This is a genomic window from Nocardia mexicana NBRC 108244 (assembly GCF_001613165.1).
GTDB classification, from domain to species: Bacteria; Actinomycetota; Actinomycetes; order Mycobacteriales; family Mycobacteriaceae; genus Nocardia; species Nocardia mexicana.
Window position 1 is genome coordinate 23211 of record NZ_BDBV01000124.1, and the last position, 16039, is coordinate 39249.

The window sequence follows — 16039 nt, forward strand, 5'->3', positions numbered from 1 at the left end:
GGATTTCAACCTCCTACCAGGTAACCGGGAGGTTGTAGACGCCGTAGATGTCCAGGCCGTGCCGCAGCGGGATCTCCTCGGCGGGCACGGCCAGGCGCAGCGTCGGGAATCGGGTCACCAGCGCGGGGAACGCCACTCGCATCTCCACCCGCGCCAGCTGCTGCCCCAGGCACTGGTGGGCGCCGTGGCCGAAGGCGACGTGCCCCACGGCGTTGCGGCGCACGTCGAGGCTGTCCGGGTCGTCGAACTTGGCCGGGTCCCGGTTCGCGGCGCTCATCGAAAGCGCCACCGTCTCACCGGCTTTCACCACCCGCCCGTCGAGTTCCACATCCTCGAGCGCCGCACGTGTGCCGATGTGGGCGATGGTCAGGTAACGCATCAGCTCCTCGACCGCCCGGTCCGCGAGGTCGGGATCCTCGCGCAGGGCGGCGAACTGGTCCGGGTGACTCAGCAGCGCGAATGTGCCCAGCGCCAACATGTTCGCCGTCGTGTCGAGCCCGGCGCCGAGCAGGAAGGCGCCGACGCCCGCCAGCTCCTCCTCGGTGAGGTCGGTGGTGGTCAGATCGCTGAGCAGATCGTCGGTGGGGTCGGCGCGCTTGGCCCGCACCAGGCCCCCGATGTACTCCTGCACCGCGCCGTAGGCCGCGTAGGCCTGCTCCGGGGTCGCGTCCACGCCGCTCATCGTCGCGGCCAACTGCTGGAAGTGATCGCGATCGGCGTACGGGACGCCGAGCAGCTCGCAGATCACCAGCGCCGGGATCGGATGGGCGAACGACTCGACCAGATCGATCGGCCCGCCCGCGCGTGCCATGGCATCGAGATGGTCGGCGGTGATCTCCTCCACGCGCTCGGTGAGCAGCCGCATGCGTCGCACGGTGAACTTGCCCGCCAACAGTTTCCGGTATCGGGTGTGCTCCGGCGCGTCGATTCCGGTGAGGTCTCCGACCGGGGCCGGCGGCAGGGCGGCACCGAGATCGCCGAGCGGGTAGTGCGCCAGTTCCGTACGCGAACTGAACCGCGGATCCGACAGCACGGCGCGGACGGTCGCGTGGCCGGTGGCCAGCCAGCCCTGGTGGCCGTCCGGGAACTCCATGCGGGCCAGCGGGGCCCGCTCGCGCAGCGGCGCCAGCCCGGCGGGCGGCGCGAACGGGCAGCCCGCGGCCCGCTCGGTCGGCAATTGCACCGGGGTGGAGGACGTTTCGGTCATGGTCGGCGACCCCTTCACGTGGCGTTCGGTATGAACCGAACGCTACGTTGCGTTCACCAGACCAACAACGCCAGATTCCCTCGAAAACCCCGTAATCCCAGGAAGTCTGGGCATTCATCGTTGCAACAACGCTGCGGCTCAACGCAATCATCCGCCCCGTCCGATTGCAACGCCCGGCCCGATGGATCGCCCCGGCAATCCGCGAGCCGGACGGTAGGGAGGCTCACGGCGGCGGGCAACGACTCGGTCATCGGATCTCCTTCGGGTCGCCGGTTCGGGATGCGGCGAACGCTAGGCCGCACCGGTCGGGCAGTCGAGGGAATCGATCGGAGACCCCGGCATCGTCGCAGGTGGGAGCCACTGCGGAGCGTTGCGATGGTTTTGCGCCCGAACGCAACGACCGGGATAGGAATTGCGGTGAGTTGAGAGTGAACGCATACTTGTACGTATATTGATACGCATGGAGGAGGTCGGGCGATGCCCGGAGGGAGACTCACCCCGCACGACCGCGAATGTATCGCCGCAGGCCTGGCCGACGGGCTGGGATTCGCGCAGATCGCCCGCGATCTGGATCGGCCCACCTCGACGATCAGCCGAGAAGTCGGTCGCAACGGCGGCCCGGATCGCTACCGCGCCGACCGTGCGGAGCTGGCCACCCGGGTGCGCGCCCGCCGTCGCCGCGACGCTCGCCGCAAGGCCCCCGCCGAGATCGACGAACTCCCCGACGACGTGCGAGAATACTCGACACACCTGACCGAGGTGCTCGCGCGGACCGGAATACCGCGGCTGACCGCCCGGATCATGGCGAGCCTGTACATCAGCGAGACCGGCAGCCGCACCGCCGCCGAGCTCGCCCGGCAGCTCGGCGTCAGCCCGGCCTCGATCTCCACCGCCATCGGCTTCCTCGAGGAACAGGGACTGATCCGTCGCGAACGCGGCGACGGGCGCCGCGACCGCTACGTCGTCGACAGCTCGGACTGGATCCGCTCACTGGCGATCAGCCTGCAGGCCAACGACGCGATCGCACAGACGGCCCACCGCGGCGTCACGATCCTGGGCCCCACCACCACGGCCGGAGCCCGCCTGGCCCACCTGCACCGTTTCCTGGACCACATCAATCACGAGCTGGCGCGGATCCTCGAGGGCTGGCAGGCGGCAGACCCCGACCAACCGGAGCGGGATCGGCTACGGACAGCCGTCGGATGACGAGCGCTCAGCCGAGCAGGCGCCAGTCCTCGAGGCCCTCGTAGAGCGGGAAGTCCTGGGCCAGCTTGCTGACCCGAGCGCGCAGCGCCTCGAGGTCGGCGTCGCCCTTCAGGGCGGTGGCGATGACGTCGGCCACCTCGGTGAACTCGGCATCGCCGAAGCCGCGGGTGGCGAGCGCGGCGGTGCCGATGCGCAGGCCGGAGGTCACCATCGGCGGACGCGGGTCGAACGGAACGGCGTTGCGGTTCACCGTGATTCCGACCTCGTGCAGCAGATCCTCGCCCTGCTTGCCGTCCAGCACCGAGTTGCGCAGGTCCACCAGCACCAGGTGCACGTCGGTACCGCCGGTGAGCACGGTGACGCCCTTCTCGGAGACGTCCTGGGCGTTCAGCCGCTCCGCCAGGATCTTCGCACCCGTCAGCGTGCGGGCCTGGCGATCGGCGAACTCCGGGGTTCCGGCGATCTTGAACGCCACGGCCTTGGCGGCGATGGCGTGCATCAGCGGGCCGCCCTGCTGACCCGGGAACACCGCGCTGTTGAGCTTCTTGGCGTAGTCCTGCTTGGCCAGGATCACACCCGAGCGCGGGCCGCCGAGGGTCTTGTGCACGGTGGAGGACACCACGTCCGAATGCGGAACCGGCGACGGGTGCAGCCCGGCCGCGACGAGCCCGGCGAAGTGCGCCATATCGGTCCACAGGTAGGCGTCCACCTCGTCGGCGATCTCCCGGAACGCCGCGAAGTCCAGGTGCCGCGGGTACGCCGACCAGCCGGCCACGATCACCCGCGGCCGCACCTCGCGCGCCTGCTTGCGCACCTCGTCCATATCGATGCGGTGGTCTTCCTTGCTCACCGCGTAGGCGTGCACCTCGTAGAGCTTGCCGGAGAAGTTCAGCCGCATGCCGTGGGTGAGGTGACCGCCGTGCGCCAGGTCCAGGCCCAGCAGCCGCTCGCCCGGATTCATCAGCGACATCAGCACCGCGGCGTTCGCCTGCGCACCCGAATGCGGCTGCACGTTGGCGAACTCGGCGCCGAACAGCTCCTTGACCCGCTCCCGCGCCAGGTTCTCCACCACGTCCACGTGTTCGCAGCCGCCGTAATAGCGGCGGCCCGGGTACCCCTCGGCGTATTTGTTGGTGAGCACGCTGCCCTGCGCCTGCAGCACCGCGCGCGGCACGAAGTTCTCCGAGGCGATCATCTCGAGGGTGTCGCGTTCGCGGGCGAGCTCGCCCGCCATCGCGGTGGCAAGCTCGGGATCGAGTTCGGCGAGCGACTGAGAGTTGACAGAGGCGGCGGTCGTCTGGGTCACGCAGACAGTCTAGGTGGCGGGTGCGACACGCTCGAACGGTGCTCCCGACACGGGCGGCAGACCATCGTGGATCATCCGTTGCGGGCGGAAGCCCGTCGTGCCGGACGGTTCGGCGGTATGGTGGACGGCACTCGCACGTCGCACGGATTGTATTGCACCAGTTGATCTTTCGAGGTGTCGCCCATGAACTCGGCCCCCGCACCCAACCTGTTCAACCAGCTGATTCTGTTCCTCGCCGCCATCTTCTGCGGGGTCCTGGGCTGCCCGGTCCCCGTGTAATCGCGGGCTAGGGCATGCGGCGGACGGCGCCGGGCGTGAGCGGTTCATCCAGCAACCGCCGGAACCGATCGGCCCGGTCGTCGGCGTCGGCGGCCCGGTCCAGCCAGCCGCCGAGCAGGCGATAGCCCTCGACGTAGGTGCTGATGTAGGCCCGCCACAGCGACGAGGACAGGAAGCGCAGCGACTGCCGCGCCCGCTCGGGCGTCGCCAGACCCCAGCGCTGCAGGAATTCGGCGACCTCGTCGGCATCGCGGCGGCGGTCGTGCAGCAGCAGCGCCGCGTCCTGGCGGACCCCCAGCAGTTTCGCCGACGCGGCCGAAAGCCGTTCCGCGCGTTCGCCGTCGAAGCGCAGACCGAGATCGGCGTAGACCTCCTGCGCCCACCTCCCCCAGCCCGGCCCCACAATCGACTTCAGCGCCAGATCGGCGAGCCCCTCCGCCATCAGGCACTGCGGGGTGTTCACCAGGAACAGCGTCTGCTCGTCCTGTCCGGCCGCGACCAGCCCCGCCTCCTTGCGGCAGTGCTCGGTGTGGTGGCCCGGATACGCCTCGTGCGCGATCAGCGCGGGCAGGTGCGCCATATGCTGTTTGAGGTCGGAGTTGATCGCCACCCGCGACCGGTAGTTCCCCAGGTAGTAGTTGAAGCCGGACCACGGCTTGTCGCCGACCACCTCGTATTCGACGGTCTCGTGGTCGGGCAGCGGATACCGCGCCCGCACCAACTCGCGCAGCGCCCCGGAAAAGGCCTGGACGCATTCGCGCAACCGCTCCGGGGGAATCTCGTCCGCCCTGCGGTGCGCCGCCACCCGATCCGCCAGCGGGCCGTCGCCGGGAAGCACCTCGTCCATCTGCCGATGCGCCTCGCGGTAATCCTCCACGTCACCGGGACCGATCTCGACGTCGAAGTAGGCGTGCACCTCCTCGACGAACGAGATCTGCGCACCGGCGAACTTGCGGCCGGAACATTCCAGGGCCCGCAGATGGACGTCCAGGAATTCGGTGCGCTCGGCCGTCAGACCCGCCTCGGGCAGTTCTTTGCGCAATGCCGCTGCGCGCGTGGCCAACTCACGCGGCTCCGGCGCGGGGCCGTCGTCCACGGCCCGGCGCAGCGCCGGATCACCGGTGTACGCGTCGACGAAGCCGGACTCGAGGCGGTCGAATGCCAGCCCCAGCCGCAGGTATTCGGTCACGAGCGGATGCGCCTGCATGACCATCGACCTTATCCGCTGCGCATTGCGGCGGGCGCGACATCCGCGAGAGAAACATCACTCGTAGTTACCGGCGAGTAATAACACCCCGCGTGCGACAGACTGTTGACCCAGAGGACAATTCGGCTATGCGAGGACAGTGGACCGGTTCTCACCGCGCCGGGTACGGCACCTGTGAGAACTCATCCGGGGCATCGTGTTTACCGATTCGAGGGCGTGGGTAAGTGGCGCGGATGAGCGAGCCGAGTCCCTATGTGGAATTCGACCGGAAACAGTGGCGCACGCTGCGGAAGTCGACTCCCCTGGTGCTCACCGAGGAAGAACTGATCGGTCTGCGCGGACTCGGTGAGCAGATCGACCTCGAGGAGGTCGCCGAGGTCTATCTGCCCCTCGCGCGTCTGATCCACCTGCAGGTCGCGGCGCGCCAGCGGCTGTTCGCCGCCACCGCGACCTTCCTCGGCGAAACCCATCCCGATCGTCAGGTGCCGTTCGTGATCGGCATCGCGGGCAGCGTCGCGGTGGGCAAATCCACGACCGCCCGCGTGCTGCAGGCACTGCTCGCGCGCTGGGATCACCATCCCCGGGTGGATCTGGTCACCACGGACGGATTCCTGTATCCCACGGCCGAACTCACCCAGCGCGGCATCATGCATCGCAAGGGTTTCCCGGAAAGCTACGATCGCCGCAAATTGCTGCGATTCGTCACCGAGGTGAAATCCGGCGCCTCCGAGGTGTGCGCGCCGATGTATTCGCACATTCTCTACGACATCATGCCCGGCGAGTTCCACTGCGTGCGCCAGCCCGACATTCTCATCGTGGAGGGCCTCAACGTGCTGCAGACCGGCCCGCGGCTGATGGTGTCGGATCTGTTCGATTTCTCCATCTACGTCGACGCGCGCATCGAGGACATCGAAAACTGGTATGTGAACCGTTTTCTGTCGCTGCGCAAGACGGCCTTCGCGGATCCGAAATCACACTTCCACCATTACTCCCGGTTCACCGACAAGGAAGCCACGATCGCCGCCCAGGAGATCTGGAACGCCACCAACCGGCCCAATCTGGTGGAGAACATCCTCCCCACCCGCCCGCGCGCAACCCTGGTGCTGCGCAAGGACTCCGACCACACCATCAACCGAATTCGGCTCCGAAAACTGTAATCTCAGATTCTCCAGGCCGCGTCCAGACGGGCGGCTACGTCTATATCGCGGACGGCGGCGATATGGGGCTTGCGGATCTCCTTGGCGATGTATCGCGCCACGAAACGGCGGATCTCGTGGTCCACGCTGGCCAGAATGCGCAGCAGCTGACCGCGTTTGGTCGCGGTGGCGACATTGATCCGTACGTCGCCGGAGCGCGGCTCGGCGATATCGATGATCACCCGCAGCGGCGCGGCGGTGCGCACGGTCAGATGGAGATGGACATTACCGTCGACCTCGAACCGGTGCCGGTCCACGGCCAGGTCCAGCAGCAGGTCGACGGCGAGTGGGATGGCGAGTTCGAAGTTGATGTGGTCACCCACGTCGCGCAGTAACCTCGGCTCCCCCAGCTGGACCTGCGCCGACACCTTGGCCAGGCGCCCGGGCCCCACCCCGATCGGGCCGAAATCGAATGCGGCGCCGGTCAACTGCGCGAAGGCACCGGAGATGCGGTGCTCCGACGCGGCGTACTCCAGAAACCGCCGCCCGAACTCCTCATAGCTGACGTAGGTCGTCGGCTCCTCCGCCGCCGCCACCGCGCCACGCTGCCCGGCCCCGCTGTCACTCATGCTGGCGACGGTACGCGAGCAATCCGGGCCGCAAGCGCACGATCATGCAATGCAACACAGCCTGGACCGGGTCGTTATGTTCGCTCACCAAGCCGTAGCGCCGACGGGAACCGGCCGGGCTACGCCCCGTACCGGCGGTGCCGGGCGGCGTAATCGCGCAGCGCGCGCAGGAAGTCCACCCGCCGGAATTCCGGCCAGTACGCCTCGGTGAACCAGATCTCCGAGTACGCGCTCTGCCACAGCAGGAATCCCGACAGCCGCTGCTCGCCGGAGGTGCGGATGACCAGGTCCGGATCCGGCTGGCCCGAGGTGTACAGATGCTGGCCGATGGCGTTGACGGTGATCGACTGGACCAGATCCTCGCCGGTCTCCCCCGCCGCCATCTCCTGGCGCACCAGCTTGCGCGCGGCGTCGGCGATCTCCTGGCGCCCGCCGTAACCGATGGCGACATTGACGTGCACGCCGCGCCGGCCCTGCGTCTCGTCGGCCGCCTTCTGCACTCGCCGCGCCACCTCCCCCGGCAGCTTGTCGAGGGTGCCGACGATGCGCACGCCCCAGTCCTTCTCCGGGGCCGACAGCTCCTCCACGATGTCGGGGATCACCTCGAACAGGGTCTCCAACTCGTCGCTGCCGCGGCTCAGGTTCTCGGTGGACAGCAGGTAGACCGTCACCATCTCGATGCCCTCGCCCTGGCACCAGCCGACCAGCTCGGCGATCTTCAGCGCACCGACCCGATGCCCGTGGCTGACATCGGTGAATCCGTTCTCCCGCGCCCAGCGGCGATTGCCGTCGCACACGACCGCGACATGGCGTGGATGTTGTTTGCCCGCCAGCTGTTTCGACAGCCGCGCCTCGTAGATGCGATACGGGAGACCACGCACCCGACTAGCAAGCTTCACGAACAGCCACCCTACGCCCGTCCGCGGATCCCGATTCGCGGCCATACATGTTGCGCACCATTCAGCTGATCATCGACTGTCACGTCTCATAGCATCCGGCGACCGCTTCCCCCGCGGGTACAGTGGCATGGACGCCAACCTACGGTACCGTAGGTTACTGAGGAGGTAAGTAGTGTCGGATACGGTGCGACCGGCCGAGACAGCGCTCGGGGCGGCCCTCGAGGAGCTGCGGGAGCTACCGCTCAAGCCGCGGATGCGGGGGTGGATCCACACCTACGCGGTCGGGATCGCGGCGATTGCTGTGATCGCGCTGGTGGCGACGACGTCCACCGTCTCGGCGACCGCGGCGTGGTCGACGCTGGTTTACGGCCTGACCGTCTGCGGAGTATTCGGGGTCAGCGCCGTCTACCACCGGGTGACCTGGCGCACCGAGCAGGCGCGCATCCACATGAAGCGCGCCGATCACTCGATGATCTTCCTGTTCATCGCGGGCAGCTACACGCCGTTCGCGCTGCTCGGGCTGCCGGGTCGCACGGGAATCACATTGCTGGCCGTGGTGTGGGCGGGCGCGGTGGCGGGGGTCGCGCTGAAACTGCTGTGGCCGACGGCGCCGCGCTGGGTCGGCGTGCCGCTGTATCTGGTGCTGGGGTGGGCGATCGTGCCCGTCGCGGCGACGCTCACGCACAATGTCGGCGTCACGCCGATGGTCCTGCTGCTGGTCGGCGGGCTCGCCTACAGCGGAGGCGCGATCCTGTACGCGACGCACTGGCCCGACCCGTGGCCCGACACCTTCGGCCACCACGAGTTCTTCCATGCCGCAACGGTTCTCGCGGCGCTGTGCCACTACATCGCGATCTGGCTGGTCGTCCTGGGTTGACCCGCCGGGGGTGACGCAGCCGACAAGATCGACCGGAACGCGACACCGCCCACTGCCCGGGTTCTATGCTCCGCCATGATGAACCGGCTGATTCTGTGGGCGCTGCGGGCGCGCTGGGGGCTGTCCCTCGTCGTGATGGCCTGCAATCTCGGCGGTCTGGGGGTCATCGTCTGCGAGCTGTGGCTCAGCGGATTCCTCGGTCGGCTCGGGCCGGACTGGGAGACGGCGCTGGCGCAGGCCGCGATCTACCCTGCCATCGGGGCGGCGGTCGGCATCGTGCTCGCCGTGCGAGATCGCTTCCACTATTTCGGCTGGCTGGATCAGGGACGTAAGCCCGGTACGGCGGAGGCGCGGCGGCTGCTGAAGCTGCCGATCGCGATCACACTGCGCGCCCTGGCCATCTGGCTGCCCGGCGTGATCATCGCGACCGCGTTCTTCGCCCACGTGATCCCGTCCCGATCCATCGCGGTCATCGGCGCGATGTTCACCCTGGGCGCGTTCGAATCGGCCGGATTCACCTTCCTCGTGGTCGATCGGCTGATCCGGCCGGCGATTCCACTCGCGTCGACCGTGCTCGGCGGCACCATGCACTGGAGTTCGACCGTACTGAACCGGCTGGTCGTGTCGTGGGCGGTGGCCGGGGCCATGCCGCTGCTCATGTTGATCACAGTGCTCGCCGATCCGGTAGCGACCGCCGAGGACCGGATCCGCACCGCCGTCTACATGTCGGTCGTCGGCCTGACCGTGGGCGCGCTGACCACGGCCACGCTGGCCCGCGCGGTCGCGGCGCCGATGCGGACGCTGCGCCGTGCGCTGGACCGCATCGCCCGCGGCGAGCTGGATGTCCGGGTGCCGGTCGGCAGCGCCAGCGAGATCGGCCGGCTGGAGCATTCGGTGAACGAGCTGGCCGTGAACCTGTCCGAGCGCGAGCGGATGCGCGCGGTGTTCGGCCGCCACGTCGGCAACGAGGTCGCCGAGCGCGCCCTCGCCTCCGGGCTCGACCTCACCGGCGACATCCGGCCGGTGACCGCGCTGTTCGTCGACGTCGTCGGCTCGGTGCAGCTGTCCACCGGGCTGGAGCCCAGCGAGTTCGTGGCCAAACTGAACCGGCTGCTGAAGATCGTGGTGTCGGCCACCGAGGACAACGGCGGGCTGGTCAACAAGTTCGAGGGCGATGCGGCGCTGTGCGTCTTCGGCGCGCCGATCGCGCTGCGCGACAACGCCACTCCGGCTCTGCGCGCGGCGCGGCGCATCCGCGACGAGGTGACCGCGGCCGGTGAGCTGGACATCGGGATCGGGGTCGCGCGCGGGATGGTGTTCGCCGGGGACGTCGGCACCGACACCCGGCTGGAGTTCACCGTGATCGGCGACGCCGTCAACGAGGCCGCCCGGCTCACCACGGAGGCCAAGCACGTGGACCGGCGAATCCTGGTGAGCCAGGCGGTAATCGACGCCGCGACGGGCGACGAGCGCACCAAGTGGGTGCTCTACGAGACCATCCAGCTGCGCGGGCGGGCCGACCCCACCGCCTGCTGGACCGACGTCGTCCCCTAGGGCTTCCAGACGATCTTGCCGCCCTGGAAGTCCTGAGCCTTGCCGCCCTGGTAGTCGTACTCGTCGCTGGTCGGGTAGCCGTAGCGGCCCTTCTCGGCGACCTCGCTGGTCCAGGTGTCGCGGATGGAACCCCACACCGCGTGGGCGCCGGTCTTCTGCGACCAGTACACGACGCCGCCGTTGAACAGGTTGTAGCGGCCCTGTCCGTCGCGGCCCGCCTTCTGCTCGTCGGTGACCGGGAAGCCGAGCGCGCCGTTCTCCCAGCCCAGCGCGCCCCACTTGTCGCGGATGAAGCCGCCCACGGCATGCGCGTCGGTGCCGACGGACCAGTAGATGGAGATGTTGCGCTCGAAGGGCTGGAACTTGCCGCCCTGGCTCACGTCCGCCTCGGGGCCGACCGGATTGCCGAAGGTGTTGAAGCCGCCCGCCCGGTCGTACTCGGCCTCGATGGCCCCGCCCACGTCGAAACTCCCGATCGGGCGCGCCTCGGCGACACCCACGGTGGTGGTCAGCACCGCGGCGGCCGCGGCGACGGCCAGTGCGCCGTAGCCGGACGTGCGGGCGGAATGTTTTCTTCGACGTAGCAGTGTCACGAGTGCTCCCTGCGCCTGAGTTCTATTTGCCTGGAAGTTGCTACCGGACGGTCACCAGCGACCCCGGACGCTATCGAGATCGGCCGCAGGACGCCGATCGTTACCGGTCCGAGACCAACGCCGCCTCGAGCTCGGTCGGATCGGCCACCGGAAGGTCGCAGACCGCGCCGCGGCACACATAGGCGGCGGGTCGCTCCGACACCGTCTGGCGATCGGCCAGCAACGGCATCGAGTTGGGTGCGCCCGCCACGACGGCGGCGCCCCCGGGCGCCCAGCGGCGCGCGGTCACTGTCAGCTCCGCGGTCTCGGGGTCGGCGCCGGGCGGGAGCGCGATCGCGACCTGGATCGGGCCCCGCAGCGCCGCCTCGGCCACCGCCAGCCACTGACCGCCCGAGCGCGGAGCCCGGGCGAGCACGATCGCGCCGCGCTGCAGCGTCTGCTCGGCCAATTCGCGATAGCGGGCGGTCCGGGTGGCATCGGCGAGTACCGACGCGGTCAGCAGCGTCTCGGCGAAGGCGGAGGCGCCGGACGGGGTGGCGCCGTCCAGCGGGTCGCGGGGGCGGCTCACCAGGGTCTCGGCATCGTCGGCGGTATCGAACCAGCCGCCCGGCACCGCCGGATCGGCGAAATGCTGGATGGCCGTGTCGATCAGGCGCTGGGCGAGCTCGAGCCAGTCGGAGTCGCCCGTGGCCTGGTGCAGGCTCAGCAGGCCCGTGGCCAGCCAGGCGTAATCCTCGAGCACGCCCGCCGCCGTCCCGGCCGCACCGCCGAGCGAGGCGCGCACCAGCCGGCCGTCGATCAGGTGCTCCGACAACAGGAATCGCGCACAGCGCGCGGCCGCGTCCACCCAGTCCGGGCGGGCCAGTCCGACGCCCGCCTCGGCCAGGGCGGTGACCGCCATGCCGTTCCAGGCGGTGACCACCTTGTCGTCGCGGTCCGGCTGCGGACGCTCGCCCCGCGCCTGCCGGAGCCGGTCCCGGACCTGCTCGAAGCGTTCGGTGTCCTTCGGATCGGTGTAGCGGGTCGGGACCGAGGTGCCGTGCTCGAAGTTGCCTTCGCCGGTGATGCCGAAAACCTCTGCGGCCCAGGCGCCGTCGTCCGCGCCGAGCACCTCGTCCAGTTGCGCCGGGGTCCACACGTAGGTGGCGCCCTCGACGCCGGGGGCGCTCGGTTCCACGTGTGTGTCGGCGTCCAGCCCGGAGGCGAAGGCGCCCTCGCCGGTACCCAGGTCGTCGATCAGGAACCGCGCCGTCTCCTGCGCTACTCGCAACGGAAGCTGTTGCTGCTCAGGGTTGTTCGACGCACGGCGCGCCAGATGCGCGTACGCGCGCAACAACTGGGCATTGTCGTAGAGCATCTTCTCGAAATGCGGTACCACCCAGGCGGCGTCGACCGAGTAGCGCGCGAAACCGCCGCGCAACTGGTCGTAGATGCCGCCGCGGGCCATCGCCGTGGCCGTCGCCGAAACCACCTGCAGCGCCTGCTCGTCACCGGTGCGTTCGTAGTGCCGCAGCAGCCCCTCCAGCAGCGCGGACGGCGGAAACTTCGGGGCGCCACCGAATCCCGCGAAGCGCTGGTCGACATCGCGCAGCACGGCGGCGACCGCGTGGTGCAACAACTCGGGCCCGACGGTCAGCTCACTGTCCGGCAGCCCGTCGGCCTGCTCCCGCAGCGCCCGCGCCACCTGCCCCGCGGCCTGGTCCACCTCGTCCCGGCGGTTGCGCCAGGTCTCGGTGACCGCGGACAGCAACTGCGTGAACGACGGCATACCGCCGCGCGGCGCCTTCGGGTAATAGGTTCCGCAATAGAAGGGTTCACCGCCCGGCGTCAGGAAGCAGGTCATCGGCCACCCACCCTGCCCCGTCATGGCAACCGTGGCCGTCATATAGACCGCATCCAGATCGGGCCGCTCCTCCCGATCCACCTTCACACACACGAAGTTCTCGTTCATCAGGGCCGCGGTCGCCTCATCCTCGAACGACTCGTGCGCCATCACGTGACACCAGTGGCAACTCGCGTACCCCACCGACAGCAGGATCGGCACGTCCCGCTCGGCCGCCTCCGCCAGCACATCGGCGTCCCACTCCCGCCAATCGACCGGGTTGTCGGCATGCTGGCGGAGGTAGGGCGAGGTCGCACCGGCCAATCGGTTCACCGTGCCAGCGTCCCACACCCGGCGGGCTGCCCGCTCGGCTCAGCCCTGGAGTCGGGCGGTGATCAACCAGCCCCGACCGGACCCGTCGAGGTCCGGATCGAACGCGGGCGGCACCGGGCGCCGGTAGGAGCGGGCGAGCGTGGCGATCTCGCGCACAGCGGGTTTCCAGCCATGCCTGCCGAGCCAGGTATCGAGATCGTCCACCGGTCCGCCGCGCCACAGCCGCACCAGTTCGTCCGATATCGCCGCGCGAGCAGCACGCAGCAGCGGCGAGTCCTCGACGTGGTCGGCGGCCAGCTCGCTCCCCGGGGCCGACAGCTCCGTCATGCGCGCGAGCAGCACGTCCGCGGCATCGGCCGGGAGGGCATAGAGAATGCCTTCCGCCAGCCAGATCGTGGGCACATTCGCGTCGAATCCGGCTCGACGCAACGTTTCCGGCCAATCCGCGCGCAGATCGGCGGCCACCTGCACATGCGCACAGTGCGCCTGGGCTCCACTGTCCCGGAGCGCGTCGCGCTTGAAGGTCAGGACCTCACCGAAATCGACCTCGAACAGGCGCGTACCGGCGGGCCAGGGCAAGCGGTACGGACGCGCGTCCATCCCGGACGCGAGCAACACCACCTGGCCGCACGAGTCGCCGGCGGCATCGAGGAGAACCTCGTCGAGAAAACGGGTACGGATCGCCACCTGACCGGCCATCAGATCGATAAAGCTCAATCCACTCGCCGGGGTAACCGGGGTCGTCATCGTCCACCCGCCCGCCCTATCCAAGAGGCGCTGCGCGTACGGATCCTCGAACAACCGATCCGCCCGCTGATTCTCCATCGCCCGCAGGGCCGCCACACCCAGCGACGTCTCCCCTATCCCGTTCAGCGACACCGCATCCGAACCGCCCTGTGTAGTACCCATCGTGCACCTCTCCCTGAACCGATCGATCCTCTTGCGTGGACAACAGCTCCAGCCTTCCACACAAACAGAATATCTGTTCTTTTTGAGTCTGGGACTCAAACGGGCGGCTGCAGGAGCGGACGTAGGCCGTTGCTGAATGCCCGTGCCCCCACTCCGTCGAGCAGCGCCTGCTGGAACAGGAACGCCGGACCGAATGTGGTGAGCACGCGGGCGACATCGCCCGGTTTGGCCGCCGGATCGAGCAAACCCTCCTGCTGGTATCGCCGCACTATCCGGGTGAAACCCTCACGGAAGTCGCGATACTTCTCGGCGAGCACCGCGCCGAGCACGGGATTGCGCACGGCCTCCGCCCACACCTGCACCACTAGGGCCGCGAACTCGCGCCGGCCGTCCTGCTTGTCCACGACCGTGAACAGTTGCTGCAGGACCTCGGTGATGGGCGGCAGTTCGGCGGCGCCGAGCACTTCGTCGAATCCGGCCGTGATCTCGGCGACGACCTCGTCGACGATCGCGGCGACCAGGGCTTCTTTACTGGCGAAGTAGCCGTACACGGCGCCCGCCGACAACCCGGACTCGGTGAACACGTCCTGCATGGACGTCGCATGGAACCCGGTACGTGTGAAGCATCGCCGGGCGGCATCCACGACCTGCTGGCGGCGAGCGGCTCGGTACTCCTCGGTGAGACGTGGCATCACCCGATCTTAGAGAACGCATGTTCCGCTTGCTGCGGGTGGCGCGTGGTATCGGCCAGGGCCAGCAGCGTCAGCATTGTCAGCGCTGTGGCCGCCCAGACCAGCAGGACCGTGAACAGCGCCCCGGCCCCCGCGCCGTCGAAGAACATGACCGAACGCAACAGCGACGCACCCGCGCCCGGCGGGAGCAGCTGCCCGACCCCACCCCACGGTCGCGGAAGCATCTCCGGACCGGTCGACGCACCGGAGAGGGGGTTGCCGAGTAGCAGGAAGGTCAACCCGGCCACCCCGAGGCCGATCCGCCCGGCGACGGCACCGCACGCGACGATGGTGGCGGACACCGCCACCGAGATCAGCCCGATCACCGCGGCGAGCGCCAGGTAGGACCCCGGGACCAGCGAAAGCCACCCCCTGACCACCGCCGCACTCGACAATCCCGCGCCGAAGGCATAGACAGCCAGTCCGACCATCCGTGCGCCGACCGACGGAACCGCCAGCGCCAGCAGATATCCCGCCGCCAGACTCGGCACCACCAGCGGCAGCACCATGGCTGCGAATCCCCCTCCGTTCGGGTCGTCGGGGTCACCGGCCACCACATCCTCGACGGCGACCTCCGGGACGCCGGACAGCTGCCCGGCGATCCGCGTCAACTGCTGGGCCACCGCCGGACTCGCCGCCGACGCGACCAGCACCTGCGTCCTCTCACCGGCCCCCGTGACAATCGCCCCATACGCCTCTCGATCGGCTATCAGTCCGCGAGCCCGCTCCGCGTCGGCAACGACGGTGACCTCGAAGGCGCCGGGAGCACGCCGCGAGAGTTGGGCAACGACCCCGTCGGCCTGCGGGCCGACGACCACGACCGGCAGATCCCGGGGCTCGACGTTGGACGCGGGCCAGGCGAACGCGATCAGCATTACCCCTTGAAGAACTACGGCGGCGATTGCCACCGCTACCGCACGCTGCACGACAGTCATGACACCCTTCCAGCAAACAGAATGAACACTCGTTTTATGGGGCTAACAGTGACAGTACCCAGAGATTCTGTCAAGAACGAGCGTTCGTTTTATGCGAGGATGGCCGCGCAGCGTCGCCGGCCCGGCCGAGGTGTGCTGCCCCTGCACGAAACTCGATCAGCCCCCGGACAATTCAGCGAGGAGTGCGAGACTCTGTCACCCTGGTCGCGGGCCGCGTGTGCGGTTCCGAAAGATGAGGGAGTAGCAGCATGATTCGCAAATTCACTGTGTCCGTGGCCGTTGCCGCCGCCATGATCGGCGCCGGCGCAGGCATTTCCCAGGCCGCGGCGCCCGCGCCCGCCCCCGTGCAGCCGGTCGCCGCCGGACAGACCCAGGCGGTTCCCGGCGAGGCGGTCGGCGGCGTCGTCGGCGGCGCC

The 16039-nt window shown here is 68.9% G+C and carries 14 protein-coding genes; 4 read left to right on the forward strand and 10 right to left on the reverse strand.

Annotated features, from left to right (window positions below; translation table 11 throughout):
* Positions 1-13: 13 nt before the first annotated feature.
* Complete coding sequence (locus NM1_RS37370; protein ID WP_068031636.1) at positions 14-1207, reverse strand: cytochrome P450; 1194 nt, start codon at positions 1205-1207, stop codon at positions 14-16.
* A 477-nt stretch (positions 1208-1684) separates the two neighbouring features.
* On the opposite strand from NM1_RS37370, the gene NM1_RS44745 reads away from it, so the two are divergent.
* Positions 1685-2413, forward strand: a complete 729-nt coding sequence (locus tag NM1_RS44745) for a GbsR/MarR family transcriptional regulator (RefSeq protein WP_068031639.1) — start codon at positions 1685-1687, stop codon at positions 2411-2413.
* 7 nt (positions 2414-2420) lie between these two features.
* On the opposite strand, the gene glyA is transcribed toward NM1_RS44745, so the two are convergent.
* Both glyA and NM1_RS37385 read right to left on the reverse strand, forming a co-directional pair.
* Positions 2421-3719: a serine hydroxymethyltransferase gene (glyA, locus tag NM1_RS37380; protein WP_068031642.1), complete on the reverse strand. Its 1299-nt coding sequence runs from the start codon at positions 3717-3719 to the stop codon at positions 2421-2423.
* A gap of 286 nt (positions 3720-4005) precedes the next feature.
* Positions 4006-5205, reverse strand: coding sequence for a DUF885 domain-containing protein (locus tag NM1_RS37385; RefSeq protein ID WP_068031647.1), 1200 nt, complete (start codon positions 5203-5205; stop codon positions 4006-4008).
* A gap of 224 nt (positions 5206-5429) precedes the next feature.
* Here NM1_RS37385 and coaA point away from each other — a divergent pair, with 224 nt between their 5' ends.
* The gene (coaA, locus tag NM1_RS37390) at positions 5430-6362 is read left to right on the forward strand and encodes a type I pantothenate kinase (RefSeq protein ID WP_068031651.1); all 933 of its coding nucleotides are present in this window, start codon (positions 5430-5432) and stop codon (positions 6360-6362) included.
* A gap of 2 nt (positions 6363-6364) precedes the next feature.
* Here the strand turns inward: coaA and NM1_RS37395 are convergent, their stop codons facing one another.
* Positions 6365-6970: a hypothetical protein gene (locus NM1_RS37395; protein WP_068031654.1), complete on the reverse strand. Its 606-nt coding sequence runs from the start codon at positions 6968-6970 to the stop codon at positions 6365-6367.
* A 119-nt stretch (positions 6971-7089) separates the two neighbouring features.
* Positions 7090-7869, reverse strand: a complete 780-nt coding sequence (locus NM1_RS37400; RefSeq protein ID WP_068031682.1) for an isoprenyl transferase — start codon at positions 7867-7869, stop codon at positions 7090-7092.
* Between the two features lie 253 nt (positions 7870-8122).
* Between NM1_RS37400 and trhA the strand changes: the two genes are divergently transcribed.
* Positions 8123-8746: a PAQR family membrane homeostasis protein TrhA gene (gene trhA / locus NM1_RS37405; RefSeq protein WP_068031686.1), complete on the forward strand. Its 624-nt coding sequence runs from the start codon at positions 8123-8125 to the stop codon at positions 8744-8746.
* A gap of 78 nt (positions 8747-8824) precedes the next feature.
* Positions 8825-10300, forward strand: coding sequence for an adenylate/guanylate cyclase domain-containing protein (locus NM1_RS37410; protein ID WP_246010890.1), 1476 nt, complete (start codon positions 8825-8827; stop codon positions 10298-10300).
* On the opposite strand, the gene NM1_RS37415 is transcribed toward NM1_RS37410, so the two are convergent.
* The 5 genes from NM1_RS37415 to NM1_RS42770 all read right to left on the reverse strand — a co-directional run bounded on the left by NM1_RS37415 (position 10297) and on the right by NM1_RS42770 (position 15623).
* Positions 10297-10893 (reverse strand): LGFP repeat-containing protein, encoded by a 597-nt coding sequence (locus NM1_RS37415; RefSeq protein ID WP_246010889.1) that lies wholly within the window; start codon positions 10891-10893, stop codon positions 10297-10299. The two genes, NM1_RS37410 and NM1_RS37415, sit on opposite strands and share 4 nt — an antisense overlap.
* A 100-nt stretch (positions 10894-10993) precedes the next feature.
* Positions 10994-13048, reverse strand: a complete 2055-nt coding sequence (locus tag NM1_RS37420) for a thioredoxin domain-containing protein (protein WP_084520417.1) — start codon at positions 13046-13048, stop codon at positions 10994-10996.
* A gap of 39 nt (positions 13049-13087) precedes the next feature.
* Positions 13088-13957, reverse strand: a complete 870-nt coding sequence (locus NM1_RS37425; RefSeq protein ID WP_174556950.1) for an SAM-dependent methyltransferase — start codon at positions 13955-13957, stop codon at positions 13088-13090.
* Positions 13958-14052: 95 nt separating this feature from the next.
* Entirely contained in the window at positions 14053-14649 is a 597-nt protein-coding gene (locus tag NM1_RS37430; protein WP_068031664.1) for a TetR/AcrR family transcriptional regulator, read from the reverse strand.
* Positions 14649-15623 (reverse strand): hypothetical protein, encoded by a 975-nt coding sequence (locus NM1_RS42770; protein WP_068031667.1) that lies wholly within the window; start codon positions 15621-15623, stop codon positions 14649-14651. The genes NM1_RS37430 and NM1_RS42770 overlap by 1 nt, the downstream gene beginning before the upstream one ends.
* Between the last annotated feature and the right edge of the window lie 416 nt (positions 15624-16039).